Origin of the sequence: Agrobacterium sp. DE0009, from assembly GCF_007680755.1 — a bacterium.
Taxonomy (GTDB): domain Bacteria; phylum Pseudomonadota; class Alphaproteobacteria; order Rhizobiales; family Rhizobiaceae; genus Agrobacterium; species Agrobacterium tumefaciens_B.
The window spans coordinates 1-25,588 of the sequence record NZ_VEIU01000014.1 but is presented as its reverse complement, the minus strand read 5'-3'; the positions used below and the strand labels follow the sequence as shown (position 1 = coordinate 25,588).

31 protein-coding genes and 1 pseudogene are annotated in these 25,588 nt (G+C 57.8%); 24 read left to right on the top strand and 8 right to left on the bottom strand.

Translation table 11 applies throughout. The features are described 5' to 3' along the window. A partial coding sequence (locus tag FS804_RS24305; RefSeq protein WP_144579306.1) for an alpha/beta fold hydrolase occupies positions 1–254 on the top strand: 254 nt, incomplete at its 5' end. Positions 255–707: 453 nt separating this feature from the next. Here FS804_RS24305 and FS804_RS24300 read toward each other — a convergent pair. Continuing rightward, positions 708–1,493, bottom strand: a complete 786-nt coding sequence (locus tag FS804_RS24300; protein ID WP_144579305.1) for an alpha/beta fold hydrolase — start codon at positions 1,491–1,493, stop codon at positions 708–710. 192 nt (positions 1,494–1,685) lie between these two features. On the opposite strand from FS804_RS24300, the gene FS804_RS24295 reads away from it, so the two are divergent. The 3 genes from FS804_RS24295 to FS804_RS24285 all read left to right on the top strand — a co-directional run bounded on the left by FS804_RS24295 (position 1,686) and on the right by FS804_RS24285 (position 4,047). After that, positions 1,686–2,228, top strand: a complete 543-nt coding sequence (locus FS804_RS24295) for a sigma-70 family RNA polymerase sigma factor (RefSeq protein ID WP_048903003.1) — start codon at positions 1,686–1,688, stop codon at positions 2,226–2,228. Next, positions 2,221–2,868, top strand: a complete 648-nt coding sequence (locus FS804_RS24290; protein WP_022557124.1) for an NrsF family protein — start codon at positions 2,221–2,223, stop codon at positions 2,866–2,868. Before FS804_RS24295 ends, FS804_RS24290 begins: the two co-directional genes overlap by 8 nt. 192 nt (positions 2,869–3,060) lie before the next feature. Beyond that, positions 3,061–4,047 (top strand): alpha/beta hydrolase, encoded by a 987-nt coding sequence (locus FS804_RS24285; RefSeq protein WP_144579304.1) that lies wholly within the window; start codon positions 3,061–3,063, stop codon positions 4,045–4,047. A gap of 45 nt (positions 4,048–4,092) precedes the next feature. Here the strand turns inward: FS804_RS24285 and FS804_RS24280 are convergent, their stop codons facing one another. Further along, the gene (locus tag FS804_RS24280; protein WP_020808317.1) at positions 4,093–4,902 is read right to left on the bottom strand and encodes an SDR family NAD(P)-dependent oxidoreductase; all 810 of its coding nucleotides are present in this window, start codon (positions 4,900–4,902) and stop codon (positions 4,093–4,095) included. Between the two features lie 46 nt (positions 4,903–4,948). Here FS804_RS24280 and FS804_RS24275 point away from each other — a divergent pair, with 46 nt between their 5' ends. The 5 genes from FS804_RS24275 to FS804_RS24255 all read left to right on the top strand — a co-directional run bounded on the left by FS804_RS24275 (position 4,949) and on the right by FS804_RS24255 (position 9,318). Next, on the top strand, positions 4,949–5,329 hold the full coding sequence (locus FS804_RS24275) for a helix-turn-helix domain-containing protein (protein WP_034499614.1): 381 nt from the start codon (positions 4,949–4,951) through the stop codon (positions 5,327–5,329). A gap of 156 nt (positions 5,330–5,485) precedes the next feature. Further along, entirely contained in the window at positions 5,486–6,019 is a 534-nt protein-coding gene (locus FS804_RS24270; protein WP_034499616.1) for a TetR/AcrR family transcriptional regulator, read from the top strand. A gap of 80 nt (positions 6,020–6,099) precedes the next feature. After that, positions 6,100–7,518, top strand: coding sequence for an MFS transporter (locus tag FS804_RS24265; RefSeq protein ID WP_144579303.1), 1,419 nt, complete (start codon positions 6,100–6,102; stop codon positions 7,516–7,518). Positions 7,519–7,606: 88 nt separating this feature from the next. Further along, entirely contained in the window at positions 7,607–8,362 is a 756-nt protein-coding gene (locus tag FS804_RS24260) for an SDR family oxidoreductase (RefSeq protein WP_013637163.1), read from the top strand. 266 nt (positions 8,363–8,628) lie between these two features. Continuing rightward, positions 8,629–9,318, top strand: a complete 690-nt coding sequence (locus FS804_RS24255; protein ID WP_022557128.1) for an aspartate/glutamate racemase family protein — start codon at positions 8,629–8,631, stop codon at positions 9,316–9,318. 51 nt (positions 9,319–9,369) lie between these two features. On the opposite strand, the gene FS804_RS24250 is transcribed toward FS804_RS24255, so the two are convergent. Next, positions 9,370–10,281, bottom strand: coding sequence for an AraC family transcriptional regulator (locus FS804_RS24250; RefSeq protein ID WP_087747385.1), 912 nt, complete (start codon positions 10,279–10,281; stop codon positions 9,370–9,372). A 93-nt stretch (positions 10,282–10,374) separates the two neighbouring features. Between FS804_RS24250 and FS804_RS24245 the strand changes: the two genes are divergently transcribed. From FS804_RS24245 to FS804_RS24215, 7 genes are all read left to right on the top strand, one after another. Further along, on the top strand, positions 10,375–11,202 hold the full coding sequence (locus tag FS804_RS24245; RefSeq protein WP_020808319.1) for an oxidoreductase: 828 nt from the start codon (positions 10,375–10,377) through the stop codon (positions 11,200–11,202). 55 nt (positions 11,203–11,257) lie between these two features. Then, the gene (locus tag FS804_RS24240) at positions 11,258–11,848 is read left to right on the top strand and encodes a TetR/AcrR family transcriptional regulator (RefSeq protein ID WP_020808320.1); all 591 of its coding nucleotides are present in this window, start codon (positions 11,258–11,260) and stop codon (positions 11,846–11,848) included. Positions 11,849–11,914: 66 nt separating this feature from the next. Then, positions 11,915–12,541: a hypothetical protein gene (locus FS804_RS24235; RefSeq protein ID WP_020808321.1), complete on the top strand. Its 627-nt coding sequence runs from the start codon at positions 11,915–11,917 to the stop codon at positions 12,539–12,541. A 110-nt stretch (positions 12,542–12,651) separates the two neighbouring features. Then, positions 12,652–13,506: a cytochrome b/b6 domain-containing protein gene (locus FS804_RS24230; protein ID WP_031233276.1), complete on the top strand. Its 855-nt coding sequence runs from the start codon at positions 12,652–12,654 to the stop codon at positions 13,504–13,506. Then, positions 13,503–14,279 carry a molybdopterin-binding protein gene (locus tag FS804_RS24225; protein ID WP_020808323.1) on the top strand — a complete coding sequence of 259 codons (777 nt, stop codon included), beginning with the start codon at positions 13,503–13,505 and terminating at the stop codon, positions 14,277–14,279. Before FS804_RS24230 ends, FS804_RS24225 begins: the two co-directional genes overlap by 4 nt. Before the next feature lie 275 nt (positions 14,280–14,554). Then, entirely contained in the window at positions 14,555–15,139 is a 585-nt protein-coding gene (locus tag FS804_RS24220) for a DUF308 domain-containing protein (protein WP_020808324.1), read from the top strand. 41 nt (positions 15,140–15,180) lie between these two features. Further along, positions 15,181–15,477 (top strand): chorismate mutase, encoded by a 297-nt coding sequence (locus tag FS804_RS24215; RefSeq protein WP_022557133.1) that lies wholly within the window; start codon positions 15,181–15,183, stop codon positions 15,475–15,477. A gap of 67 nt (positions 15,478–15,544) precedes the next feature. Here the strand turns inward: FS804_RS24215 and FS804_RS24210 are convergent, their stop codons facing one another. Next, positions 15,545–16,408: a LysR family transcriptional regulator gene (locus tag FS804_RS24210; RefSeq protein WP_020808326.1), complete on the bottom strand. Its 864-nt coding sequence runs from the start codon at positions 16,406–16,408 to the stop codon at positions 15,545–15,547. Between the two features lie 108 nt (positions 16,409–16,516). Between FS804_RS24210 and FS804_RS24205 the strand changes: the two genes are divergently transcribed. The 7 genes from FS804_RS24205 to FS804_RS24175 all read left to right on the top strand — a co-directional run bounded on the left by FS804_RS24205 (position 16,517) and on the right by FS804_RS24175 (position 21,982). Further along, positions 16,517–17,341, top strand: coding sequence for an oxidoreductase (locus tag FS804_RS24205; RefSeq protein WP_020808327.1), 825 nt, complete (start codon positions 16,517–16,519; stop codon positions 17,339–17,341). 47 nt (positions 17,342–17,388) lie between these two features. Further along, the gene (locus FS804_RS24200; protein ID WP_020808328.1) at positions 17,389–18,237 is read left to right on the top strand and encodes an alpha/beta fold hydrolase; all 849 of its coding nucleotides are present in this window, start codon (positions 17,389–17,391) and stop codon (positions 18,235–18,237) included. A gap of 65 nt (positions 18,238–18,302) precedes the next feature. Next, positions 18,303–18,833, top strand: coding sequence for a VOC family protein (locus tag FS804_RS24195; protein WP_144579302.1), 531 nt, complete (start codon positions 18,303–18,305; stop codon positions 18,831–18,833). Continuing rightward, the gene (locus tag FS804_RS24190) at positions 18,830–19,564 is read left to right on the top strand and encodes a L,D-transpeptidase (protein ID WP_022557137.1); all 735 of its coding nucleotides are present in this window, start codon (positions 18,830–18,832) and stop codon (positions 19,562–19,564) included. Before FS804_RS24195 ends, FS804_RS24190 begins: the two co-directional genes overlap by 4 nt. Before the next feature lie 109 nt (positions 19,565–19,673). Next, on the top strand, positions 19,674–20,432 hold the full coding sequence (locus tag FS804_RS24185; RefSeq protein WP_062585768.1) for an alpha/beta fold hydrolase: 759 nt from the start codon (positions 19,674–19,676) through the stop codon (positions 20,430–20,432). 385 nt (positions 20,433–20,817) lie between these two features. Next, positions 20,818–21,465 (top strand): LysE family translocator, encoded by a 648-nt coding sequence (locus FS804_RS24180; RefSeq protein ID WP_034499637.1) that lies wholly within the window; start codon positions 20,818–20,820, stop codon positions 21,463–21,465. Positions 21,466–21,577: 112 nt separating this feature from the next. Beyond that, complete coding sequence (locus FS804_RS24175) at positions 21,578–21,982, top strand: RidA family protein (protein WP_022557141.1); 405 nt, start codon at positions 21,578–21,580, stop codon at positions 21,980–21,982. 292 nt (positions 21,983–22,274) lie between these two features. Here the strand turns inward: FS804_RS24175 and FS804_RS24170 are convergent, their stop codons facing one another. After that, positions 22,275–23,210, bottom strand: a complete 936-nt coding sequence (locus FS804_RS24170; protein ID WP_113101168.1) for a LysR family transcriptional regulator — start codon at positions 23,208–23,210, stop codon at positions 22,275–22,277. A gap of 61 nt (positions 23,211–23,271) precedes the next feature. Here FS804_RS24170 and FS804_RS24165 point away from each other — a divergent pair, with 61 nt between their 5' ends. Then, entirely contained in the window at positions 23,272–24,195 is a 924-nt protein-coding gene (locus tag FS804_RS24165) for an SDR family NAD(P)-dependent oxidoreductase (protein WP_144579301.1), read from the top strand. Positions 24,196–24,259: 64 nt separating this feature from the next. Here FS804_RS24165 and FS804_RS24160 read toward each other — a convergent pair whose 3' ends face one another. From FS804_RS24160 to FS804_RS24150, 3 genes and pseudogenes are all read right to left on the bottom strand, one after another. Further along, positions 24,260–24,706 carry a carboxymuconolactone decarboxylase family protein gene (locus tag FS804_RS24160; protein WP_062585762.1) on the bottom strand — a complete coding sequence of 149 codons (447 nt, stop codon included), beginning with the start codon at positions 24,704–24,706 and terminating at the stop codon, positions 24,260–24,262. Positions 24,707–24,798: 92 nt separating this feature from the next. Further along, positions 24,799–25,236: a cupin domain-containing protein gene (locus tag FS804_RS24155; protein WP_003517453.1), complete on the bottom strand. Its 438-nt coding sequence runs from the start codon at positions 25,234–25,236 to the stop codon at positions 24,799–24,801. Positions 25,237–25,249: 13 nt separating this feature from the next. Then, positions 25,250–25,588: pseudogene (locus FS804_RS24150) on the bottom strand (NmrA family transcriptional regulator); the annotation flags it as partial.

The following is a 25,588-nucleotide window of genomic DNA, read 5'->3' as shown; positions in this document are numbered from 1 at the left end:
TCTACGACTACCGCACCAACCTGCCGCTCTATCCGCAGTTCCAGGCCTTCTTCCGCGACCGCAAGCCGCCGACGCTGGTCGTCTGGGGCAAGAACGACCAGATCTTCCCGGAAGAAGGCGCGCATCCCTATCTGCGCGATCTTCCCGAGGCTGAGTTCCATCTGATCGACACGGGACATTTCGCGCTTGAAGACAAACTGGATGCGATGGCGCCGCTTATTCGAAGCTTCCTTGATCGCAATATTGCGAGGTGAAACGCTGCTGGCTTCCTGCGACTGCCGAAATGGTTGCGGGAAGCCTCACCCGCTAGCAGCCATCGATTTGCGCTGGAGTTTTGTTGTCTACAAGCCCGCTACGCCTGCGCCGGAAACGGTTGGTGACTGGTTTCCATAGGAGGGTCTTATGGCGAGCAGAGGTATGTGGATCAGGGGTTTAGCTACATTAAGTCGAAGCCCAGCGGTTCGATTCCCATCAAGAGCTAGATTGCTTGAGAGATAAATCTGAACAACCTGGCACACATATATTCATTGCCTAACAGCTCGGAGAAAGAACGACACCCCCAGTCTTGGCTGTCGTCCTCTCTCGACTGCGCTGCTTGCCTCGTTGCCTAGAAACCGTCCGCTTTGCAAAGAGGTCACTGGACGACTAGCGCAGGTTTAGGGGAGGTCGCGCAGCGGTGTCTGACTGTCTGAATTTCGCGGATCGGGTTAGGCTTTCTGGCCTGCAGCTTCCAGGATAAGCTCCGCGACCTCGTCCGGGTGCGAGATCAGCGAGAGATGGCTGGCTTTCAATTCGATTGCCTTTGCGTCCATGCGTTTGGCGAGAAAGCGCTGCAGGTCCGGGTTGATCGTGCGGTCCTCGCTCGACACCGCGTAATAGCTGAGCTTGTGGCGCCAAGCGGCTTCGGTAACTTTGCCTGAGAGTAGCGTCTTCTGGAAAGGATACTGCGTTGCATACAGCACCTTCGCGCGGGCCGTGGGAATGTCACCGGCGAAGTCCTCGAGGAACGCCTTCTCGCTAAGTCTTCCTTGCTCACCGTCGAAAACAATTCCGGCAGAAGCGGGGGGAGTAGGGAAGGTTTTCGCTAAAGCGCCGAAATCCTCGTTTGCGTCGGGTGCACGGGCGGCGACGTACACGAGAGCCGACACATTAGGATGCATGCCGGCCTGAGTTACAATCATTCCCCCAAATGAGTGCCCTACCAATACTGTTGGCCCATCCTGCCGCGCCAGTACTCGCTCCGCAGCAGCAACCGATTCCGAGAGAGTAGTCAGAGGGTTCTGCACGGATGTGATGTTCAAGCCCTCGGGCTGCAGCCTCGATATCACTTCGCTCCAGCAGGAACCATCTGCGAATAGCCCATGGACGAAGACAACGTTACGGGCCTTTTCTGGGTGGCCGGCCGCCGATGCGGCCATGCCTTTGGTTGAAAGCATTGATGCTGCCGCGCCGGCAAGCATAGCAGTGGAAAATGTGCGCCTGTTCATGATCATTCCGGACTTCCTTTCATCGTAAAGCACATGCTTCGGAGGAGTCTTTCGTTGGGAATTCCCCAATCTTACATCGTCACGACTATGTGATCGGCGCGTAAATTCGAATAAATTCGCGATACGACGTAACAACGGGTCTCGTCCAACCGAAAGCATGGGTGCATGGACACACGGGAAGACAGATGGGCGAAAGCGATGCGCGCAGAACGCACTGGAGATAGCGCTGCCTACGAGGCGTTTCTCAGGGCTTTCGCCGCTTCGGTGCGGCGGATCGCCGAGGCGCATTTGCGATATATGGGCTTCAGTCTCTACGAGGCAGAGGATGTCGTACAGGAAGTGCTCATAGCAGTACATACCCGTCGCCACCAATGGGATACGAAGCGGTCTCTGCTTCCCTGGTTGAACGCAATCACGCGCTACAAGATCATTGACGCCAGCCGGCGCTTGGGCCGAGACGCACGCATGCGCGTCGATTTGACCGAAGAGCAGTGGGCCGGATTGTTCTCATCTGAGGGGGTCGTCGATCCTGAACGCAATCCGGCAGATGTCGAAAAACTAATCTCCGCCTTGCCCCCTGGCGAACAGGCTGCTGTCCGAGCCATCGGGCTTGAGGGTGCCTCTACCAAAGAGGCCGCGGCGCGCATCGGTTCCACCGAGGGAGCGGTGCGCGTCGCCTTCCATCGCTCGTTGAAGAAACTAATGGCGGCAACACAGAGAAGGGGCCCCGGGCATGAATGACAATCGACAGCCAACGGACGATCTTATTCGAGGGCTTGCAGCGCAAGCTGGTAAAGGTTCGTCACTTTTGCTCCGTCTCTCGATCGTCCTTCCTGTCGCGCTGGTCTTTTCGATCCTGGCAGCGACTGGCGTCGTGGTGATGATCGCCGGACCTCGCTCCGACCTCATGCAGATACTCCCGACATGGACGTTCCTGTTCAAAGTCATCGGCATGGTTCTTGTAGCTGCCGGCGGGTTTCAGCTTGTTTTGACAGTGGTCCAGCCGGGCCAGGCGCCTCGCACGGTTCTTTTTCTTGCTCCAGCACTGATGTTCCTGCTTACCGGAGCTCTGTTTGATCGGAGCGGCTTTCCCCTGCTTGGGGTTCACACCTACTCCGTGCCAAAATGTGCGGGTACTATCATCATGGCTTCCACCCCGGCGCTCGCCGCTATTTTTTCTGCGATGCGAGCCGGAACGCCCACGCGCCTCAGCCAGGCTGGCGCTTTTGCCGGTTTCCTTGCAGGTTCCGTGGGTGGTCTCGCCTATACCATCGCCTGCCTCAACGATGGCGCTGCCTTTGTGGCGGTATGGTATTCGATCGCCATTGCATGTGTAACGGCACTGGGAGCGTTAATCGGGCCCAAACTGTTGAGGTGGTAACAAGGTCAGTTTGGTAATAGATGCTATTCTCCCTTCAACGCAATGGGATACAGTCAGTCATCTGGCTGCGGACCCAAGCGCCAATCTGAAGCGATCTCATGTCTCGGGCCGATCAGCTAAAGTCGACAGGCCAGACCGGCGCCCGGATTCGAGAAAAAATCGTCATCGCTTCGTTTCATTACAGAGCAAGAAATGAGCAATTCCTTACGCAGTGCAGCCGTCCCTTCACGGATAATTCAGGTCCCACAGTCCATCAGCGTCGAAGCACAAGCGGCACTGTCGCGCCTGGTCGACAAGGACGGCAGCCCTATCAATGCGCGGTTCGAAATGCCGTCCCCAGATGATTTTTCAGGCTGGATGATGATGAAAGCCGCAGTAGATGCGCATTACGCCGCCGCGGCCAAAGATCTTGCCGGGAGTCTGCAGTCTACCGTCACCACAATCGTAGTCGAGCAAGCAACGATCCATGTCGCGACGCCGTACGGAGCATTTCATGAGCGTGGCGCACTCATCGACCTGCATGGCGGCGCATTGGTGTTCGGAGGCGGTGAGGCCTGTCTTGTCAGTGCGCGACGTCAAGCTCACCAGCATGCCGTGCGATGCTACGGCGTCGATTACCGGATGCCGCCTGAGCATCCCTATCCGGCCGCTCTTGATGACTGCTTAGCCACGTACCGTCATGTCTTGGCAGGTCACTCCCCCGACAAGATAATCATCCTGGGGAGATCGGCGGGTGGCAATCTCGCGACCGCCATGCTGCTGCGGGCGAGAGATGAAGGTATGCCAATGCCTGGCAGATTAGTCTTGCTCTCGCCACAGGTTGACCTCACCGAATCCGGTGACAGCTTCCAGACCAACCAGATGATCGATCTCGTTCTGCCCCGCCCGCTAAGACCAAACAACCTGCTCTACGCCGGTGGTGCCGATCTTTCCAATCCCTATCTATCGCCGCTCTTCGGCGATTTGGCGGGCTTTCCGCCGACATTCCTGCAGACCGGCACGCGTGACCTGTTCCTATCGAACACGGTGAGGATGCATCGAGCCTTGCGAAAAGCTGGCGTGGAAACCGAATTGCACGTCTTTGAAGCCATGCCCCATGGTGGCTTCATGGGTGGGACACCGGAAGAGCAGGAACTCGAAGCGGAGATCCACCGGTTCGTCATGGCAAACTGGAACTGAGGCCGGAAACCCACAAAGTTTTGGCGCTGCCCCTCTGTTGTCCTGCTACATCCCTGGCCACATTCCGCCATCAAGTCGGAGGTTTGCTCCTGTGATATAGCCAGCACGGGGGCTCGAGAGAAATGTAATCGCATCCGCAATCTCCTCGAGGGTTCCTACCCGTCCAAGGGGCACCTGAGCAAACAACGGCAGGATTTCTCTCTCTACGTCATTCCAAGGGGCGTCGATGGCCATGCCCCTCTCAATGGCTTTCTTACGGAACGCGGTATCCAAACTGATGCTATGCACTGTTCCAGGCGAAACGGTGTTTGCGGTAATGCCTTGTGCAGCAACGTCTTTTGCGAGCGACGCCGTCATCGCGATCATGGCTGCTTTGGCGGCAGAGTAGTCCGGTCGACTTGCAGGCGGCATCAGGGCCGCCAGGCTTGAGATGTTTATGATCCGACCCCACCGCGACGCTTTCATTGCGGGCAGAACGAGCGAGACGATCCTCACAGATGCGAGCACGTTTCTGTCATAGACAGCGGCCCACGTTTCAGAGTTTGTCGAGGTCCAATCCTCCGCCGGGGCAGATCCGCCAGCATTGTTGACCAGGATGTCGATCGACCCTGCTGCGGCCTTGGAATCCCTAACAAGACGATCGACCTGATCCGACACTGTCAGGTCACCGACTACCGCGAATGCCCGACCTCCAGAGGATATGATGTCATGCGCGACTTCCTCCGTTTTCATTCTGTCGCGACCGTGGACAAGAACGGTTGCCCCTTCCTTTGCGAGGCCTCTGGCCACACCCTCGCCAATTCCCTTGCTGCTTCCCGTGACCAGCGCAACCTTGTTCTGGAGTTGTAAGTCCATGATATTTGGTCCGTGTTATCGTCTCCGGCAGATATGAGGTTCGTCGATGAAACAGGCAATTACGCACTTTAAAGTGCCTGTCGAGGACAGGGCGACATGCCTCGGAGCCGACGGTTCTGTCTCTCATGTCAGCAGGGTGCTTCGGATGATCACAGGACGTTGGAAACTGCCGATCCTTTTCCGATTGTTCGCCGAACCATCATTGCGGGCATCGCAGTTCATGAGAGACATACCTGGCATATCCCAGAAGATGCTAACGCAACATCTCAGGGAACTGGAAAATGACGGCCTCATAAGCCGACACGACTTTCAAGAGCAGCCTCCTCGAGTCGAATACTCGCTGAGTTCAGCAGGCCACGGGCTTATGCCGATTTTGATGGCGGTCAGGGAATTCTCTCGGGATTATCCTGTTGATCGGCGTCGATAACTAACTTGGGTGCCGACGCTTGGCGCGATCCCGAAAATATCGCTTGCATTATGGACCAAATGGTTCCATATAGAACTTATGGTCAAGCGCACTCAAATATCCGCGTCCGTTGGTCGCCCTAGAGAATTTGAACTCGATGAAGCAGTTCGAAAAGCAATGCACGTATTTTGGGATCGTGGATATCACGAAGCATCCCTTCCCGACTTGCTTGAGGGTATGAAACTTTCCAGAGGCAGCTTTTATAAGGCTTTCGTCGATAAGAGAGGCGTCTATCTGCGCGCCCTCGACGCTTACATTGAGGACGCGGTTCGCTCGGTCGGTGAAGCGCTTCATTCCAATCCGTCGCCCAAAGCCGCGATTTTAGAAGCTTTTTCTCAACAGGTGGATCAAGCATCGGGACAGGACGGTTTGCGTGGATGCTTTGTCGTCTTTGCAGCTGTCGAGATGCTCCCAAAGGATAAAGAGGTCGCACCACGTATTTCCCGGCTGTTCAGGCGGCTGCAAGATCTTTATGCGGCGGCGATAATAAGAGCGCAGGCCTTGGGCGAAATCGATCCCGAGCTGGATGAACGAACGCTTGCGAGGTTCCTCGTGTGTCAGATTCAGGGCATGCGGGTCCTTGCCAAAGCAGGAGCGGATCGCGCTGAGACGAGGGCCATGGTCGAACTGGCGCTGAAGGCGCTTGGCTAACTTCAATTTGGAACCAATAGGTTCCCAATTTTTATCATTTCAAACCGTCGATCGATTTTTTGGTCGATGTGGAGACACTTATGAGAGACACGAGCAATCCCGATGACAAACTCGATCCACTTCGTTGGATTGCACTGATCATCCTTTTGACCGGCGCCTTTTTGCCACCGCTTGACTTCTTCATCGTCAATGTGGCGCTGCCCTCGATCCGGGCAGATTTCAGGGCTTCTGCGTCAACGATGCAGCTGATTATCTCCGGTTACGCCACCACCTATGCTGTGATGCTTATCACTGGCGGCAGGCTTGGAGATCTCTATGGTCGACGAAATGTCTTTCTGGCTGGAATGGTCGGGTTTGCAGCCGCATCTGCCTTATGCGGGTTTGCCTGGTCTCCAGCCGCGTTGGTCGCCGGCCGTATCCTTCAGGGGTTTGCAGCGGCAATTATGGCACCGCAGGCCTTGGCTTCGATCAATGCCATTTTCCCAGACCAAGAAAAATCAAGAGCCCTCAGCTTTTATGCCCTGACATTCGGGATGGCATCGATGGTTGGTCTGTTTCTTGGTGGTGCGTTGATTGCGCTTGATGTTCTTGGTCTTGGATGGAGAGCCATCTTCCTCATCAACCTGCCGGTTATTGCAGTCGCTGCGCCGTCGGCCTTCATCATGTTGCGAGAAACCCGATCTGCGCACCCAAGCAAACTGGATCTTGGCGGAGCACTGTTGATCGCGATTGCGCTATTTGCACTGATTGCGCCGCTGATCGAGGGCCGGGAGCACGGGTGGCCGATCTGGCTTATCGTGATGCTTGCCACGTGTCTTCCGTTTTTCGTCTTGTTTTGGCGGCATGAGAAACATCTGGAATCGACGGGGAAAGATCCGATTCTTGCACCGAGCCTGCTGCAAAACCGTGGGCTACTGCGCGGGCTCCTGGCTGCCTTGTTCTTCTACGCCCTTGCGGCCTTCTGGCTGATATTCTCGGTCTATGAGCAGGGTGGCCTTGGTCGGACGCCTTTCGAGGCCGGGCTGGCGATCCTTCCTGCGGCTGTCGGCTTCGTCCTTGGTCCTTTTGCAAGCGAGCGCATCCTCAGCGTCTTCGGGAGATTTTCCGCTGGCGCCGGCATGGTGCTGCAGGCTGCAGGATTGTTTGGAACGGCGGCCTTGATTTCTACTGGCCTTCCGCAATTCCTTTTTGCTGCGCTCTTTCTTATCGGTGCGGGGCAGGGGATCGCCCTTCCAAACCTGGTGAAGAGCATCGTGCAAAGGGTAGACCGGACGCAGTCAGGATTGGCTTCTGGTCTGGTCAATTCGATGTTTCAGATTGGCGGTGCGTTGGCAGCCGCAATCGTTGGCGGCTTGTTCTTCTCGATCTTGGGGCCGGCCACAGACGTTCAATCCATTGGCCAAGCATACAGCGTTGCAGCGGTTGCAATTGCCATTTGTCTTCTCATCGCGGGATGGCTTTCCGTCAGCCTGACATCGACCCAACCGTTGCGTCGATAAGCGGCGCCATCGCAGCGCATCATCAGCCGATCGCGCGGAAACGGGGTAAAACTCCCCAGCAAAACAGAAACATTCAGAGGTAATCTCTATGAACAACATCTCCACACTACCTCTTGCCGGCAAGTGCGCGCTGGTCACCGGTGCGGCACGCGGTATCGGTGCGGCAATTGCGCTGAAACTGGCCGAGGACGGTGCCGACGTTGCGATCACCTATGAGAAGTCGGTCGAGAAAGCGGAAGCCCTCGTTGCTGAGATCCGCGCCATGGGTCGCAAAGCGATCGCCATCCATGCCGATGCCGCGCGTACAGAAGCGGCAAGGTCCACTGTCGAGCAGACCGTCGCCCGCCTCGGCAGCCTTGATATTCTGGTCAATAATGCCGGCGTCCTTTTCGCAAGTGATTTTTCCACGCAGCCACTTGAGGAGATTGATCTGCAGCTGAACGTCAATGTTCGCGGTGTCTTTCTGATCACCCAGGCAGCGCTGAAATATATTCCAAACGGAGGTCGCATCATCAGTACCGGCAGCAACGCGGGTCTGGCTGTGCCGTTCGCGGGGATCGCGGTCTATGCCGCGACCAAGTCTGCGCTGGAAAGCTTCACGCGCGGTCTCGCACGTGAGCTGGGCTCTCGGGAAATTACTGTCAATCTGGTTCGACCAGGTCCGATTGATACTGACATGAACCCTGCCGATGGCGCGCTCGCAGCCGCTATCCTGCCAAACCTCTCGATTGCTCGATACGGTAAAGCCAGTGAAGTCGCAGAGGCCGTCGCCTTTCTCGCGGGTCCCGGTGCAGCCTACATCACCGGCTCAGGCATTCTCGTCGATGGCGGCATCAGTGCCTGAGCATTGATACGAGGCGGTGCCTCGCCGCTCTGTCCTGTAGGTGATAATGCGGAATTTAAGCGCGAATGGGCTGCGGAGTTCCCTCCGCTGCACTGTGCGCGTAAATTTGGCGAAGCGGGCGGTGGCCATCATCCAGGAATTTCTCCACTCCGTTGGTGGTTTTCCTGCGTTGCGATCGTAGCAAAATAGCAAATATGGGTAGCCTGGTTTCTGCTCAAGCGCCCGTTGAGCGGTAACAGACCTAACGTATGAACATGGAGAAGAATTTGAAGACCATCGGCATACTTGGCGGAATGTCCGCGACGTCAACCCAGATTTATTACCGAGAACTCTGCAGGCTTACCCGCGAGAGCCTGGGAGGACTCCATTCTCCCGAGCTTCTCATACGGTCTGTCGACTTCGACGAAATCGAAAAGTTGCAGGCATCCTCCGATTGGGACGCGGCGGGCCGAATCCTCAATGAACATGCTATCGCGCTGCAGCGCGGAGGTGCCGACCTCCTCATTCTGGCGACGAATACCATGCACAAGGTGGCGGACAAGATCGTGGGCAGGGTGTCGATCCCGTTCGTGCACATTGCGGACGCGACTGCAACCGCTATCCTCGACCGCGGTTTCCGGAGACCGGGTTTGATGGCAACGGCCTTCACCATGGAGCAGACCTTCTACACCGACCGCCTCATCGCTCAGGGGCTGTCGCCAACGATCCCTGAAGCTGATGATCGAACAGAAACCCATCGTATTATCTATGAAGAGCTGTGCCGCGACATCGTTCGCGAGGAGAGCCGCTTGACCTATGAACGGATTGCGCAGCGTCTGGTCGACAAAGGCTGCGACTGTCTTATCCTCGGCTGTACCGAGGTGGGTATGCTGTTAAACCAGGATAACGTAGGCGTTCCCGTCTTCGACACGACCCTCATTCATTGCAAAGCCGCCCTTCAAACCGCTTTACAATGACATGTTGTGTTCTGACGGTCGATCGATCGTCATAACGGTGAGGGGCAATGGTCAAACCTGTTCGCCCAGGTGATGCCTGACCCACTTCGCTTCTTCCGATGCGGTACGCCCGAAATGCCGTCTGAAGTCGCGGCTGAATTGCGCCGGGCTGACATAGCCCACTGACGCCGCCACCTCTGCAATTGTCGCCGTCTGGCGGGCGATCATCAGTCTCGCTTCATGGAGCCGCATCGCCTTCACGTATTGCATCGGACTTGAGCCTGTCAGCTCCTTGAAATGGACATGGTATGAAGGAACGCTCATGCCCACCGCTCTGGCAAGGTCCGCGACGGTGATTTCAGAGCCGTAGTTTTTGCGCAGCCATGCCAGGCTCTCGATCAGTTTTCCCGACGTCCCTTTCCGCTGCAGGGCGGCGATCACTGCGCCGCCTTGCGGCCCTGACATGACCCGGTAATGCAACTCACGCAGGATGGAGCCGCCAAGGACGGCGACCTCAACCGGACTGCCGAGCACCGTCAGCAAGCGCAGCAGGACGTCTTCGATAGTGCTGTCCATCCTACTCGAGAAGAGCCCTTTTGGTTTGACGCTTGCAGGACCCGCGAGCTTTTCAAGCTGCGTGGCGATCTCGGCCGCCATCTGCATGTCGAACTCTAAATAGACCGCGAGCAGTGGCCGCCGTGGACTGGCTGTAGATGTCATCCTAAAGGGAACGGGCACCGAAACGGCAAGATAGTGGTGCTCGTCATAGAGGTAGATTTCCCCGTCCAGAATTCCGTGTTTGCTCCCCTGCAATACGAACACGGCGCCCGGCTTATAAAGAACCGGAATGTCGTACAGCACTGCTTCCGTGCGTAGGATACGGACACAACTGAGCCCGGTCTGGTTGTAGCCAAGACGAGGAGCGAGTTGTCCGGCCAAGGCGGCAGACTGGTCATGTGTAGAGGGCGGCATTTTATAGTTCATAGGAATTGGCAAAAATTTAAGAGGATTCGCAATCGAACCCGCGTTGTCTCCAGATTATCTGTCACATCAACGGGTAATCAAGGAGTTTCAGAAATGTCGAGCAAAACGTTTTTCATAACAGGGGCGAACTCGGGTTTTGGGCTGGCGATCGCCACTGCTGCAATCGAAGCCGGTCATACCGTCATCGGGACCATCCGCTCCGAAGCCTCGCGCGAAGCGCTGGCAAAGACCCTCCCGGAACTGCGCCCGGTCCTCTGCGACGTCACCGATTTTGATCGTATTCCGGTCGCGGTGCAGCGAGCGGAGGAAGAGCACGGCCCAGTCGATGTGCTGATCAACAATGCCGGATATGGGCACGAGGGTGTGCTTGAGGAATCGCCGATCGAGGAGATGCGCCGCCAGTTCGACGTGAATGTGTTTGGCGCCGTTGCAGTCGCCAAGGCGTTCCTCCCGAGGTTCCGTGAGCGCCGAAGCGGCTTTATCGTCAACGTCACGTCGATGGGAGGCATGATCACCATGCCCGGCATCGCCTATTACTGCGGCAGCAAGTTCGCGTTGCAGGGTATTTCAGAGGTCATGCGGTCGGAAATGGCGCCGTTTGGTGTGCACGTAACAACCCTTTGCCCCGGCTCGTTCCGGACGGACTGGGCAGGCCGTTCTATGGTCCGCACAGAGCGTTCCATTGCTGACTATGATACCCTGTTCGATCCGATCCGCGAGGCGCGTCAGGCAGTGAGCGGCAAGCAGCTCGGAAATCCGAAAAAGCTCGCCGACGCGGTGCTGACCCTCATCGAATCTGAAAATCCCCCGCCGCAACTTCTCCTTGGCAGCGATGCGCTTAGACATGTAACGGCGCGGATCGAACGCCTGACCCAGGAAATCGAAGCTTGGAAGAGCGTGACTGTTTCCACAGACGGCTAGCGCAAGCCCAAAATTTGCTATTGACGATCTGCCTACTAGAAGGTAGACAAGCTGCATGAGCAATCTTTCGACCACCTCGGACGACATTCTGGCGTCCACCCGACACCTTCTGATAAGCGGCGGCTACAATGGCTTCAGCTACGCCGATATCTCGGAGATTGTCGGTATCCGCAAGGCCAGCATCCATCATCACTTTCCCAGCAAGGTCGATCTGGTGCGTGAGCTGGTCAAGCGTTATCGAGAGGATGGCCAGGCAAGCGTGGCAATCCTTGAGCAGAAGGTTCCGAATGCTCTGGACATCCTCAAGGCTTATGCTAACCACTGGGCTGCGTGCATTGAGGATGCCAGCAGACCCTACTGTGTCTGTGCTATGCTTGCCAGTGAACTGCCATCCCTCCCCACGGAGGTCGCAACCGAGGTAACGAACTTTTTTCGCTTCATCTCCTCGTGGCTGGCTTCGGTCATGGAGCGAGGTTCCAAGCAGGGCGAGCTGAGTCTTACCAGTGCGCCGCATGTCGAAGCCGAAACATTTCTGGCAACCGTCTACGGGGCAATGCTTTCGGCGAGAGCCAATGGGAAGCCGGAAGTGTTCTCAATGATACTCGAACCTGCCCTCAATCGTCTCACGCCGACGGTTTCTCACTAATCCTGCGTGGCAAGGCTACTCGGGTGAATCGCGTCCATCGAAACTACCAACTAGTAGGAAGATAAAATGAGAAATACTTTCCCAGCCTTAGCCCTCGGGCTGACAAGCATCCTTTCTGTGACTGTCCTTTCGGCACCCGCATCTGCCGAGGATAAGAAAGCCGCGCCGATCCATGTCCGCGGGAGCATCGTCGACTACCAGGGGTCAACGCTCAAAGTGAAGACCCGCGAAGGGGAGACAATGGACGTCGCGCTTGCAGACGACTGGAAGCTGGCAGGCGTCGCGAATGCCAAGGTCACCGACATCAAGCCGGGCGATTTTGTCGGCATTGCATCCCTACCAAAGGCCGATGGTGGCGATGGCGCACTTGAGGTCCTGATTTTCCCTCCGGCAATGAAAGGCACAGGCGAGGGGAGCTACGGTTGGGATCTGAAGCCGGACAGCAGCATGACCAATGCGACGGTCGCGGATGCCGTTAAAGGCGTCGATGGCCGGACTGTCACCGTGACCTATCATGGCAAGGAAAAGAAGATCGCTATTCCGGATGGGACACCGGTCGTGACCATCGCCGCGGCCACCAAGGATGATCTCGTTCCTGGTGCCGTGGTCTTCATCACAGCTGAAAAAGCTGCAACAGGCCCGATCGCCCACCAGGTGGTCGTCGGCAGGAATGGCGTGGTTCCCCCTATGTGAAGAGCACGCCGCCACTGGCCGGAGCAGCCGCCTTACTGCTTCGGCCAGTGACTAGAAATCGGCGACGCCTGATCTGCAGCCGTAAAATGTCAACGATGAAAGACGCTGAGATGAGCGCAAACGCTTCCAACGACAATGTTGAATATCCACGGACGATCTTTATCCGCCGGCACTCGGTTGTGACCCGTGTCACGCACTGGCTGAACGTGCTTTGCCTGAGTTTCCTTCTTTTGAGCGGGCTGCAGATCTTCAATGCCCACCCAGAGCTTTATTGGGGTCATTATGGCGCGAACGGCGATCCCGCCGTTCTGACAATAGGCTCCGATGACGGCGGCCGTCAGCCGCGCGGTTTCGTACGTGTTGCCGGGTTGAAGATCCCCACGACGGGCGTGCTTGGCGTTTCTCAGGCTGATGGCGAACAGGTCTCACGCGCTTTTCCCTCCTGGGCAACCATCCCTTCATTCCAGGATCTTGCCGCCGGACGTCGCTGGCATTTCTTCTTCGCCTGGCTGCTTGTGATCAACGGCATTGTCTATCTCGGCTTCAGCGTGCTCAGCGGACATTTCCGCAAAGACCTGGCGCCAAAGCCCCATGAGATCTCGCCGCGCCACCTCGGCCGCGAAATCCTCGACCACGCTCGGCTCCGCTTTCCAGAAGGGGAGGAGGCCAGGCACTACAACGCGCTTCAAAAGCTCACCTATCTCACCGTTATTGTCGTCCTCCTGCCTCTGATGGTTTTGACAGGCCTGACCATGTCACCGGGCGTCGATGCCGCTCTGCCCGCCTTGATCGAGATTTTTGGCGGACGTCAGTCCGCGCGCACCATCCACTTCATCACAGCGTCGGCGCTTGTCATCTTCGTTGTCGTGCATGTGGCAATGGTGGTCCTGTCCGGGACCTGGAACAACATCCGCTCGATGATCACCGGACGCTATGCGATCCAGGAGAAAGGCCCGAAATCATGAGCAAGCTTTTCACCCGACGCCGCTTTCTCATCGGCGGCACGCTCGGGGCCAGCGCCCTTACTCTCTCGGGTTGCGACCTCTTGGACCAGAACGCAGACGTCGCAAAAGTCCTTCGCTCAGCTGAGCATCTGACCATAAAAGCCCAAAGACTGCTTCAGGGGCGCGATTCACTGGCGCGCGAGTTTGACGAAAAGGACATTTCCCCCTCCTTCCGTGTCAATGGAACGAGTGCTCCCGACAGCGATGAATATGCGGAGCTGCTGGAAGGCAAGTTCGCAAACTGGCGACTGAAGATCGACGGTCTTGTTGATCGACCTCAGACGTTTTCACTCGCTGATCTGAAGGCGCTTCCTTCCCGCACCCAGATTACCCGCCATGACTGCGTCGAAGGCTGGAGTGCGATCGGTAAATGGAAAGGCGTCCCGCTCTCCCACTTGTTGCGCCTCACCGGGGTCAAGCCAACGGCGCGCTACGTCGTATTGCATTGTGCCGACGAACTCGAAAAGACGCTCGACGGAAGCGGTCGTTACTATGAGAGCATTGATCTCATCGATGCGGCCCATCCTCAAACCATCCTCGCCTACCAGATGAACGGCCAGGATCTCAGCGTCGGCCACGGCGCGCCCTTGCGCCTCAGGGTCGAGCGACAGCTTGGCTACAAACAGGCAAAATACATCATGCGTATCGAACTGGTCGACAGCTTCGCCGGGCTGTGGGGTGGGAACGGCGGCTATTGGGAAGACCGTGGCTACGAGTGGTACGCCGGCATCTGAAGTAATCGAAATGGTGAACCACAGGAAAACAATCCATGAGCCTTCGGAAAGGCATGGGCATCAAGGGTTGCCCACGGCGGCGGGACGACGGTTTCTTCTCGCGACGGCCAGGACCTCGATAGTCCCGAAATGTCAGCCGGGAAACTCTCCGGCAAAGCGATCGGATCCGCCGTACTGAATGGGAGGAGAACACCCTCTTGGGCAAGCGTTTCGCCTTCATCTGACGACGCTTGCGCGAACCATTAAACAACTAGTTCAGAAAGTGAAAGAAAACGATGTCGAACAACCAGACCTCCCGTGCCGCGCGCGGCAACGACCAGTGGCTCAAGCAGTATTACTTTACCAGAGCGGCCTTCTCATCGCTGTGGGTCGCGACTGCGTTGACGGCCGGACAACATTCCTTTGCGGTGGCTGCCGCTCTGCTGATCATTTACCCCGCTTGGGATGCAGTCGCCAACGTTATCGATGCCGCGAGGAGCGGCGGTCTTGCCGCCAACCGGAGCCAAGCGATCAACGTCGCCGCGAGCTCGGTTATGACGATAGCCGTGATCCTGGCGCTGACAATGAACATGAACTGGGTTCTCGGCGCTTTCGGTCTATGGGCGATCTTCTCAGGCCTGTTGCAGCTTGGAACTGCCGTGCGGCGCTGGAGAACGAGTGGAGGTCAGTGGGTGATGATTTTGAGCGGAGCCCAATCCTCTGTGGCCGGTGCTCTCTTCATCTTTCAGGCGCAAAGGCCTCAGGAGCCTTCTATCGCCACGGTTGCGGGCTACGCTGGCGTCGGCGCATTCTACTTCCTGGTTTCGGCAATTTGGCTGACGATCGCCCTGTCGCGTCGCAGTATGCATCCCATCTCATAAGCTCTACCTCGCGCCTACGAAACGACTTGGAAGATATTCAAATGATGACAGATGATGTGGCACAGCAACTCGCTTCCTACCGGAGGACCATCGACAATTTGGATTCCGCTCTCCTCTATATTCTGGCCGAACGCTTTCGCTGTACCGAGCATGTCGGCCACTTGAAAGCCGAACAGGCGTTGCCGGCGGTCGATAATGAGCGAGAGCGACGCCAATTGGATCGAGTGATGAGTATCGCCAATGACGTTGGCCTCAGTCGGCACTTCGTCGAAGGGCTGATGACAATGATCGTGGGCGCTGTGGTGGAGCGGCACAGGGAGATTGCGGCCAGCAAGTAAGTTGTCTGTGGCGGCTGTCCTACCGCAGCCGGGGATCGGCGGGGATAATCGATCTTCTTCGCGCGGCTTACCATGCAGGGGCATTTGTGATGTGGTCCGAGACGGCCGAGATAAACGCCCGAAGACGCTGAAGACGTCGCAGGTCGCGGTGATATCCCATCCAGATGTCTCGCGCCGGCGGGTGCTTGGGTAGTTCTAGTCTGCGGATACCCGGGATTTGATTGCCTACTGCGCGGGGCAGGACGGCGATCCCAACGCCTTGCCTGCACATTCGCCCCTGGACGTTTCGGTTGTTTGATCGCAGCACAGGTCTCGCGTTCGGAAAACTCTCGGCGAGCCAGGCTATGTCGGGAAATTGCCCTGTCGAAGTGTCGTGGGTGATCAGACGGAAACCAGTCCCGTCGCCATATTTAGGGTCAGGCGACTCCTCGGCGATGTAGACGCCGTATTCGAGCCTGAAGAGCCGCCGCTGAATGACATCGGCAGTGTCGAACGGAACGATGCGAAAGGCAACGTCGGCCTCTCTTTGGGCGAGGTTGAACAGGCGAGTGCCCGTCAGGATCTCGACGTCTACATTGGGGTAGGCTTTCGAGAAATCCGCCACGATGGGAGGCAGGACATAGGCCCCGAACCAGTCTGCCGATGAGATGCGCAGATTGCCTTTGAGGTTTTGCTCCTGCCCGGCGAGCCGGCGCTCCATGGCCAGCGCGCCTTCTTCCATCTGCTCTGCCAGGGCGATGATCCCATGGCCCTCCTCGGTCAACACGAGACCGTCCGCGGTCCGCTGGAAGAGTGTGTGGCCGATGGCATCCTCAAGGGCACGCAGCCGTCTGCCGACTGTCGGATGGCTTGTATGAAGAGCACGCGCAGCACCGCCGAGCGTGCCGGATCGCGCAATCGCAAGGAAGATTTTTACGTCGCTCCATTCCACGGCCCAAGCCCTTACAAAAGTGAACGGTGAAAATACAAAACTGTCACTTCAAGTACAGATCTAAACATCTAGATTCAAGTCATGTTCGAAACCAAGCGGAGAAACGTTATGAAAACATGGTTCATCACAGGCTGCTCAAGCGGCTTCGGCCAGCGGCTTGCGCTCGCCGCGGCACAGCGAGGCGATCAGGTTGTCGCAACTGCCCGCAACGTCAACTCGATCGAAGAAATGGCTGAGCCTTTCGGTGGCCGCATGATCACCTTGCCGCTCGACGTGACGGATGTGGCGGCAGTCAAAGCCGCAGTCGCTAAGGCGGTCGAGACATTCGGCGGCTTTGACGTCCTCGTCAACAATGCCGGCTACGGATTGTTTGGCGCGCTCGAGGAAGGCACGCCGGAAGAATATCGACCGATGTTCGAGGTGAACGTTTTCGGTCTTATCGAAACCACCAGAGCAGCGCTGCCGAGCTTGCGACGTTCGGGCGGAATGATCGTCAATATGTCGTCCGGCGCAGGGATCGCGGGCAGCGGCGGCGCAGCATACTACAATGCCGCCAAGTTTGCGGTTGAAGGGGTTTCCGAGGCGCTCGCCGGTGAGCTGAAGCCGTTCGGCGTCCGTGTGCTGATCGTCGAGCCTGGCCCGTTTCGCACCGATTTCCTCGGCCGTTCGATCACGATGGCGGCCAACGAGATGCCGGAATACGCCGCGAGTTCGCGCAGGCACTATCGGGAAACCAACAACGGCAATCAAGCAGGGGATCCCGACAAGGCGGTTGCAGTGATCCTGCAGGCGGTCGACGCCGATAATACCCCGCTTCATCTGCCGCTTGGGCCCGTCGCGCATTCAATCGCTGAGCGAAAGCTGGCTTCGTTTCGCCGCGATATCGACACCTGGCGCGACATCTCGATTGCCACCGATTTCGATCAGCCCTGATCTGGCAGCTAGCACTGCTTGAACGTCACATCGATTGGAAAGTCATCATGATCCCAACATTGAAAGGGTTTACCCAGCAATTGGTGCCGGTGAACGGCATCAAGATCAATGCCGTCACGGGCGGCTCCGGCCCCCCGATCCTTCTGCTTCACGGTTGGCCGGAAACATGGTGGGAATGGCACCATGTGATGCCGCTGCTGGCGGAGCAGTTCAGCGTGGCGGCGATTGATCTACGCGGCGCAGGCTTTTCCGAATGCCCGCTTGACGGCTACGATAAGGCGACGATGGCGCGCGACGCGCACGAGGTCATGATTACCCTTGGGCATCAACGCTATGCCGTATGCGGCCATGACATCGGCGGAATGGTAGCGCTTCCGCAGGCCGCTATCTATCGAGATGCGGTTACTCACCTTGCCGTCCTCGATGTTCCGCTTCCTGGCTGGAGCCAGTGGGAGGCGACGACGGCGAAGATCTGGCACTTCGCGTTCCATGCTAATCGGGATCTGCCGGAACGCCTGATTTATGGCCGCGAACATGACTATGTTTCGACCTTCATGGCGGAGCGGTTTTACGATCACAGCACCTTTAATCCTGAAGATATCGACATTTATGCGAAAGCAATGGCACTTCCTGGTCGCACGCGCGGTGGCATGGAATGGTACCGCACACTGACCGCCGACCATGCGGCCGCGCTTGAATACAAAAAACAACCGCTCCGGATTCCGGTTTTAGGTCTCGGCGGCGAGCAGCGTTTCGGTGCTCATATGGTCGCGATGCTCAGGGAGTTCGCCACAGATGTAACTGGCGGCTCGATTGCCCGCTGCAGTCACTATGTGGCGGACGAGCGCCCGGATGAAGTGGCCGCTGCTCTCATCGATTTCCTCAAGGCCAAGTGAACTCTGCGATGCGGGCAAATTGAGCTCGATCGCGTTCATTGATTTAACAAGAAAGGAAAATTGTCATGACCGCACCTGTCATTCGCGGCGTCAATCACATCGGCATCACGGTGCCTGACATCGAAGCGGCAAAATCGTTCCTGGTGGAAGCCTTTGGCGGCCAGGTGATCTACCAATCGTTCGGGCCGCAGGATCCGGCCAGGCAGGGACCCGAGTTCGAGCGGGCCACTGGTGCTTACCCGGGAACGGTTGTGCGTGCGCAGGCGATGGTCAAGATCGGAACCGGGCCTGACATCGAGCTCTTTGAAATGCACGGCCCCAAACAAGCGCAACCGGTTACACCGAGCGACTTCGGCATCACGCATTTTGGTGTCTATACCGACGACATCGACGCATCGGTACAGCGCTTTGAGAAGGCTGGCGGAACAGCCCTTACGGCACCACGAGCTATTCCCTACGCAACCGAAAAAGGTCCTGGAAACAGGGTCTGCTATTGCCGAGCGCCGTGGGGCACGGTGATCGAGTTTATCACCACGCCTGATCGCATGGCCTATCACGACCAGACGGAGCTGCGCAGATGGCAGGATGAGGAATGAGCGTGAGCTTTGATACCTCGTCATCCCGCCGCAGCCTCCTGTCGCTTTCGGCGATGGCTGCGGTCTCGGCCCTGGCAGGGTGCGTCTCCACCCCCGGCACGGGCCGGATGGTGGGGCGACAGTCGACGCCTCTCCAGGAACCGATCGGCTCTGTCCACATCGCTCGTGCGCCGACAGATGCCGAACTGGCTGTCATGTACGGTCCTACCGAGGATGGCGGCTTTCTAATCCCGGCGGTCCCCTACAAGCAGATCGATCCGCGCTACTATCGCCAGCAGGTCCTCGACCCGACTGGCGAGGCGCCCGGCACGATCGTCGTCGACACCCCCTCCCGCTTCCTCTATCTCGTCCAGCCGGGCGGGACCGCGATGCGCTATGGTGTCGGGATCGGGCGCGATGGCTTTGCCTGGCAGGGCAACGGCATCATTCAGTGGCGTCAGAAATGGCCGCGTTGGAAGCCGCCGAACGAGATGGTCGCCCGCCAGCCGGAATTGGCCAAATATTCGATCGAAAATGGCGGCATGGAGCCGGGCCTGAAAAATCCGCTGGGTGCTCGAGCGCTGTACATCTTCTCCGGTGGCCACGACACACTCTATCGTCTGCACGGCAATCCGCAATGGCGCTCGATTGGCAAGGCAGTTTCTTCCGGATGTGTGCGCCTGCTCAACCAGGACATTATCGACCTCTATGAACGCGTGCCGATTAAGGCTCCAATTGTCGTCAAGCAGTAAGCGCAAGCGATCACGTTCGTCTCTCCTTCGGATAGGGGGAGAGACATGTCCTTCAGGCGATTTCAAAGCCTCAGTTATTTCACGCACAAAGCTCAAGGAACAACCGACCATGTCGAACTTCAGTAAAGCGGCCGCTGGCCTCATTGCCGCGCTTTTGTCTTCCGCTGCCCTAACAGCCCCAGCCTTAGCGGACGCGCGCAACATCGTGCTTGTGCATGGCGCGCTCGTGGATGGTTCGGGCTGGCGCGGCGTTTATGACATCCTGACCCGCGACGGCTATCATGTCAGCATCGTCCAGCAGCCACTGACAAGCCTGGATCAGGACGTTGCAGCCACGAAGAGCGTGCTTGATCAGCAGGACGGGGACGTCGTTCTCGTCGGCCACAGCTATGGGGGCACGATCATCACGGCAGCAGGTGATGATCCCAAGGTCAAGGCACTAGTCTATGTTGCGGCACTGCAGCCAGAAAAGGGCGAGAGCACCGCACAACTGCTCCAATCGATGCCGTCACCCACCAACGATATCAAGCCGACAAAGGATGGCTTCCTGCTTATCGACCCGGCAAAGTTCGCAGCTGATTTCGGGGCGGATCTGCCCAAGGAAAAGGGCGAGTTTATGGCCCGGTCTCAGATGCCTGTCGCCATCGCGGCCACCAGTGCACCCGTGTCTATTGCCGCTTGGCACGATAAGCCCAGCTATGGGATTGTCGCCAAGAACGATAAGACCATCAACCCCGAACTGGAGCGCCGGATGTACAAGCGCGCCGGATCAAGGGTGACAGAGGTAGAGGGCAGCCACGCCATTTATATAACGCAGGCAGCTGCAGTTGCAAAGGTGATCGAGGAGGCCGCGGAAGCTGTCGACTGACAGAAAAGGACCGCGGTAACTCTGCAAATTCACAAGCTGCGGCGTTTTGCGAGTTTGGACTCGTGCCTTGCTAGTGATGTGATCGCTGCATCGGATAAACGTTGTCATCAGAGGGTCCCCGCGATCCAACATCGAGCTTCGAAGCCTGGTGTCGTCGCGGGCCTTCAATGCAGATCGCCATGGAAGGTACAGCAGGAGCGCACTCCTTACGAATGTAGGATGGCTCAACTTCTCAACCTCGTTGAAACGGTGCTCTGCATATCTGTTGCCCGGGAGCACTGTACCCGATAACTCCGTCTCGACTCGAACTCCTTCGTATGATTCAGGCCGGAAAACGGTCGGATGCAGTACGCTCTAATTGTGCCCAAACCGCAAGGTCGTTGCCATGTCCATCCCTCTGCATCAATACCTCATATTTATCTCTATCGTTACCATGATCGTGGTGACACCGGGACCCAACCTGGCTTTGCTCCTAGCCAATTCGCCGAGCAACACGAAGCTCACCGGCTTCGGGATGGTATTCGGGTTCGCCGCAGCCATCGTTTCTCATGCCACGTTGGCACTTGTTGGAGTGGGGGCAGTGATCGCAGCGTCGGCAATCTTGTTCACAGTCATGAAACTGTTGGGTGCAGCCTATCTCATCTGGCTGGGGATCAAATCTCTCTTGTCGCTGCGCGGTCTGGATGCATCTGTCATAAATCCAAGCCGGGTTCCAATGAGCCTGACAGCTCCGAAAGCCTTCGTTCGCGGATATCTCAGCAATTTCCTCAATCCCAAACCGGCGATCTTTTACGTTGCGGTCTTCCCCCAATTCTTGGAGGGCCACCAACAGGAGGTGCTTGCAAATGGCGCCGCGCTTGCACTCACACATGCTCTGATCGCTGTAGGTTTTTACGGCGTAGTTGTCCTCCTTATCGGCAGCGTCACCGGTTTCCTCAATCGCCCGCACATCGCCAGAAGGATCAAAACAGTTTCCGGGGCGGCTTTGATTTTGCTAGGCGGTCGCTTGTTATTGGCAAAGAGCCCTGCCTGATCGTCTCAACCTAATCCGGGGCTAACGCGCCTTCAATACAACGACCCCATCGCATCAGTGCATTCACTTAGCTAATTTGGCTCGGCCTATGCGGACGAAGAAAGGATCATTTGTGAATCGCAAAATTATCGTGCCGCTGGCAATGAAGCCCATTGTGGAGCGGGCAGGCTATGCCCCTGCAGTACGCTTCGAAAACCTGGTTTTCTGCGCGGGGCAGGTTGGACGTGATACCAACATGAATGTTATCAACGACCCAGAGAAGCAATTCGAGGCGTGTTGGGACAACTTAGCTACCGTTTTGTCAGCGGCAGGTTGCAGCTTCGAAGATGTTGTCGAAATGACTACGTATCATGTCGGATTGCAGCAGCACATACATACCTTTCGCAAGGTAAAGGACCGTATTTTCCCCCGCGGAACATGCGCGTGGACTTGCATTGGCGTCTCTGAACTTGCCCATCCCGGTCTTCTTGTGGAAATCAAAGTTGTGGCAGCTATACCTTCGCACCCGTTGGAATAGAGCGGCAGTTGATCCCCGCCGAAGTCGAAAAGTGCTCAAATTCGACCGGACAGCTGGTGTAGAAGACATAACAAAACGACGCAGCTGGTGGACGACCAGCCGCGGTTTGTATCGCGAATGCCGCGGCTGCGACAGGTTTGTATTCTCTCCATAATATTCCTTGGTCGGCTGGAATTAGCGGTTCCATAAGCTCCGGTACGCCGCACCACCGATCCGCATACGCTTAGTAGTCGAAGTCTCAGTCACTTAGAGGTCTGATGAGCAGATCGCGAGTTGGTATCCGTTCAAGAGCTTAGATCGATCGATTGGCCCTCAAAAAGTCCAGAAAAGCCCGCATCCCCGCTCCGATATGGCGGTGTCTGGGATAGTAAAGGCAGAGGCCAGGATAGGGCGGCGTCCACTCGGCTAACGCCTGCCGGAGTCTCCCGTCCGCAAGTGCTTCCTCGGCCATCCATCGAGTGACATAGGCGAGGCCGCAGTCGTCCAGAGCCGCGGCCAGAAGAAGTCGGGACTGGTCGACCACGAGGTTGCCGGTCGTCGCCACGACGACATCCTCGCCCCGGCGCTGAAACTCCCAGCGATAAATCGACCCGCCCGCCATGCGGAGCTGGATGCACTGGTGAAGCGAGAGATCCGACGGACTTTCGAGAAGCGGCGCATTGTCGAGATAGGCGGGCGATGCCACCACGATGTGCTGCTGGTCTGGACCGATCGGGATTGCGACCATCTCGCCGGGGACGAGTTCCGCCGCGCGGATGCCGCAGTCGAAACCTCCTTCGGCGATATCGACCAGTCGCCCTTCGGACCGGATTTCGAAGCGCATTGCCGGCTGCAGCTTCACGAAGCGCGTCAACAGCGGCATTAGCACCTGCTCGGCGGCGTTGGCGTCGCAGTTGATCCGTACAAGCCCGGACGGCGAGGCGGCTTGGTCGTGAAGCTCCTCGACCGCCATTCCGATTTCGCTAAGCGCCGGCATGAGCCGCTCCGCAAGTCTCCGCCCAGGCTCCGTCAGCGAGACGTTCCTCGTCGAACGGTGGAAGAGCTTCACTTTGAGACGTCTCTCCAGTCCGGCGACTGCGTGGCTCAACGCCGACGCCGTCTGGCCCAGAACTCGGGACGCAGCGCGAAAACCTCCGTGCTCGGCGACGGCAAGGAAGGCCGCTAGCTCGCCAGGAGGGAGCAAGCCCACTGTTCGAATTATCTCATCATTGCGTGTAACGGTGGTCATCTAGTTCATGAATGCCATTCGCTTATCTTCGGGACAAGTCGATTACTGAAGGAGTACGACCATGACTTTACCGATACCGTTCGGCTTTTCATCTACGGCCGCCGACGTTCTGAAAGGCGTCGATCTTCAAGGCCGCAACGTCATCGTTACCGGAGGAGGGGGCGGTATTGGGTTAGAGACCAGCCGCGCTCTAGCCGCCGCGGGCGCCGCCGTGACGATCGCGGCCCGGCGTCCGGGCGATGCCGAGAAGGCGGTCGCTGAGCTGAAAAAGAGTATGCCCGAGGCTCAACTGCGCGTTCGGCGCCTCGACCTCGCGGATCTGTCTTCCGTGCAGGAATTCTCGGAGAACTGGAACGAGCCTTTGCACTTTCTCGTCAACAATGCGGGCGTCATGGCCATTCCGGAAATCCAGCGGACTGCGGAAGGACGGGAGATGCAGTTCGCGACGAACTATCTGGGGCATTTCGCACTCACGCTAGCGCTGCGACGGCATCTAGCCAAGGCAAATGGTGCCCGTGTCGTTTCCGTCGCCTCGACTGGCAACCTGTTCGCGCCCGTGTTCTGGGACGATCCGGACTTCCGCTTCATTCCATACGATCCGCTGCTTGCTTATGGGCAATCGAAGACAGCCTGCATCCTGCTGTCCGTTGGGATCACCAAAAACTGGGCCAGCGACGGGATAACGTCCAACGCGCTCAATCCCGGAGCGATTGCCACGGGGCTTCAGAAGCACACCGGAGGCCTGCGAACCCCCGAGCATTTGCGCAAGACAATAGAGCAGGGGGCGGCCACGTCGGTGCTGCTGGCGGGTTCGCCGCTCGTCGAAGGCATTTCCGGTCGATATTTCGACGATTGCCAGGAGGCCTCGGTCGTTGACGAGCGGGGACCTGGGCCCTTCAAAGGCGTGGCGAGATACGCCGTTGATGAGGACAACGCGGTCCGCCTCTGGGAGATCGCGACGCGGTTACTGGGATTGCCTCTGTGAGCGGAACACCCTGTCGACCTGTCTGGAACTGAAGGGTGCTCGTCGAGCGATGACCGGACGCTGGTCAGGCCTTGGCCGCCACCGGAAGCCGGAATGGCGCGCCCAGGCGGTTGAAGGCGTTCATCGCGGCGATCGTGATCGTCAGATCGACGAGATCCTTCGGTTCGAAGGCTGACGCGGCCGCGGCATAAGCCTCGTCCGAGGCGTGGGTCTGGCTGACATTCGTGACTTCTTCAGCCCAGGCCAGTGCTGCTCGTTCCTGGTCGCTGAACAGGTGAGGCACCTCGTCCCACACCGGGACGAGCGTGATCTTGTCTACCGACATTGTCTTGCGTAGGTCGCGGCTATGCATGTCGATGCAATGGGCGCAGCCGTTGATCTGCGACACGCGCAGGAAGACGAGATGAATCAGCTCCCCAGGCAGGTTCGTTTTCTTGGTGACGTAGTGATGGACGCCGAAGAGCGCCTTGGCCCCCTCGGGGGCGACTTCGGACCAGTTCATGCGGGACATATTGTTTTCCTTTCTCGTGGACACGGTTCTCCGTTCGCCGGAGAAACCGTCGTTGCTTGTGCTAGGTGAGGGGGTAGGTCTGGTAGGTAGCGCTACGGCTTTCGCGGTGTCGTCAGGGCGGTGTCATCGGTATCGACGACGAAGACGGCAAGCAGCTTCGCCGGCTCGGTCTTGCTGGCGTTGGCGCTGACGTCGTGGCGGTCGCCCGGCAGCTCGGTGAAGTTCTGCCCGGCGATGAAGGTCTTCGTCTCGCCACCGTTCACGGCACTTTGGATGGCGCCTTCGAGAACCGTCGCATAGATCAAGGCGGATTTTGCATGCGTATGAGCGGAACTGTAGCCGCCGGGGCCGTACTCGACGAGGACGCCCTTCACGCTCTTTCCGGGAACGTCCGGGAGGGGATGCTCGTAAACCAGCGTCACCTTCGCGTCCTTCGTGTCATATGCAAGTCCAGGCTTGGCAACGTCATGAGCGGAAGCTGTGGCCAGAGAGACCGCAAGGGCTGAAGCGGCATGGAGGATGGTCTTCATGATTGTTTCCCTCCTATGTTCTGAGCCACTCGGCGATCGTGATCGCACCCTTGACGTAGTCTCCGTCGGGAACCAGTGAGCCGGCGACAACGGGAGCGCCGAAGTAGTCAACGGCGGCGTCGGCGTTGACCGGGCGAGCGTCGCCCTTGGCGTCGAGATAGGTCCGGATGAAGGATTCGAACGGTCCCCGTTCGGGCCCGGCAAGATCGACGGATCCGTTCTTCGGCTCCCCGAGCGCGGCTTCCACCAGAGCAGCGGCGACGTCGTCGGCCGCGATCGGCTGGAAGTCGATATCCGGCACTTTCACCACGCCGTCGGCCGCATAAGCGCCGGCCAGGGTCTCGATGAACTC

Bases quoted from the DNA above. Each gene is read 5' to 3' on its own strand.
- FS804_RS24270 (WP_034499616.1), top strand. From the start codon at position 5,486: ATGCACGTATTTTGGGATCGTGGATATCACGAAGCATCCCTTCCCGAC.
- FS804_RS24220 (WP_020808324.1), top strand. From the start codon at position 14,555: ATGTCGAACAACCAGACCTCCCGTGCCGCGCGCGGCAACGACCAGTGG.
- FS804_RS24170 (WP_113101168.1), bottom strand. From the start codon at position 23,210: ATGACCACCGTTACACGCAATGATGAGATAATTCGAACAGTGGGCTTG.
- FS804_RS24290 (WP_022557124.1), top strand. From the start codon at position 2,221: ATGAATGACAATCGACAGCCAACGGACGATCTTATTCGAGGGCTTGCA.
- FS804_RS24245 (WP_020808319.1), top strand. From the start codon at position 10,375: ATGTCGAGCAAAACGTTTTTCATAACAGGGGCGAACTCGGGTTTTGGG.
- FS804_RS24215 (WP_022557133.1), top strand. From the start codon at position 15,181: ATGATGACAGATGATGTGGCACAGCAACTCGCTTCCTACCGGAGGACC.
- FS804_RS24285 (WP_144579304.1), top strand. From the start codon at position 3,061: ATGAGCAATTCCTTACGCAGTGCAGCCGTCCCTTCACGGATAATTCAG.
- FS804_RS24200 (WP_020808328.1), top strand. From the start codon at position 17,389: ATGATCCCAACATTGAAAGGGTTTACCCAGCAATTGGTGCCGGTGAAC.
- FS804_RS24250 (WP_087747385.1), bottom strand. From the start codon at position 10,281: ATGAACTATAAAATGCCGCCCTCTACACATGACCAGTCTGCCGCCTTG.
- FS804_RS24165 (WP_144579301.1), top strand. From the start codon at position 23,272: ATGACTTTACCGATACCGTTCGGCTTTTCATCTACGGCCGCCGACGTT.
- FS804_RS24240 (WP_020808320.1), top strand. From the start codon at position 11,258: ATGAGCAATCTTTCGACCACCTCGGACGACATTCTGGCGTCCACCCGA.
- FS804_RS24295 (WP_048903003.1), top strand. From the start codon at position 1,686: ATGCGCGCAGAACGCACTGGAGATAGCGCTGCCTACGAGGCGTTTCTC.
- FS804_RS24195 (WP_144579302.1), top strand. From the start codon at position 18,303: ATGACCGCACCTGTCATTCGCGGCGTCAATCACATCGGCATCACGGTG.
- FS804_RS24275 (WP_034499614.1), top strand. From the start codon at position 4,949: ATGAAACAGGCAATTACGCACTTTAAAGTGCCTGTCGAGGACAGGGCG.
- FS804_RS24235 (WP_020808321.1), top strand. From the start codon at position 11,915: ATGAGAAATACTTTCCCAGCCTTAGCCCTCGGGCTGACAAGCATCCTT.
- FS804_RS24300 (WP_144579305.1), bottom strand. From the start codon at position 1,493: ATGATCATGAACAGGCGCACATTTTCCACTGCTATGCTTGCCGGCGCG.
- FS804_RS24225 (WP_020808323.1), top strand. From the start codon at position 13,503: ATGAGCAAGCTTTTCACCCGACGCCGCTTTCTCATCGGCGGCACGCTC.
- FS804_RS24185 (WP_062585768.1), top strand. From the start codon at position 19,674: ATGTCGAACTTCAGTAAAGCGGCCGCTGGCCTCATTGCCGCGCTTTTG.
- FS804_RS24280 (WP_020808317.1), bottom strand. From the start codon at position 4,902: ATGGACTTACAACTCCAGAACAAGGTTGCGCTGGTCACGGGAAGCAGC.
- FS804_RS24160 (WP_062585762.1), bottom strand. From the start codon at position 24,706: ATGTCCCGCATGAACTGGTCCGAAGTCGCCCCCGAGGGGGCCAAGGCG.
- FS804_RS24190 (WP_022557137.1), top strand. From the start codon at position 18,830: ATGAGCGTGAGCTTTGATACCTCGTCATCCCGCCGCAGCCTCCTGTCG.
- FS804_RS24180 (WP_034499637.1), top strand. From the start codon at position 20,818: ATGTCCATCCCTCTGCATCAATACCTCATATTTATCTCTATCGTTACC.
- FS804_RS24205 (WP_020808327.1), top strand. From the start codon at position 16,517: ATGAAAACATGGTTCATCACAGGCTGCTCAAGCGGCTTCGGCCAGCGG.
- FS804_RS24260 (WP_013637163.1), top strand. From the start codon at position 7,607: ATGAACAACATCTCCACACTACCTCTTGCCGGCAAGTGCGCGCTGGTC.
- FS804_RS24230 (WP_031233276.1), top strand. From the start codon at position 12,652: ATGAGCGCAAACGCTTCCAACGACAATGTTGAATATCCACGGACGATC.
- FS804_RS24155 (WP_003517453.1), bottom strand. From the start codon at position 25,236: ATGAAGACCATCCTCCATGCCGCTTCAGCCCTTGCGGTCTCTCTGGCC.
- FS804_RS24265 (WP_144579303.1), top strand. From the start codon at position 6,100: ATGAGAGACACGAGCAATCCCGATGACAAACTCGATCCACTTCGTTGG.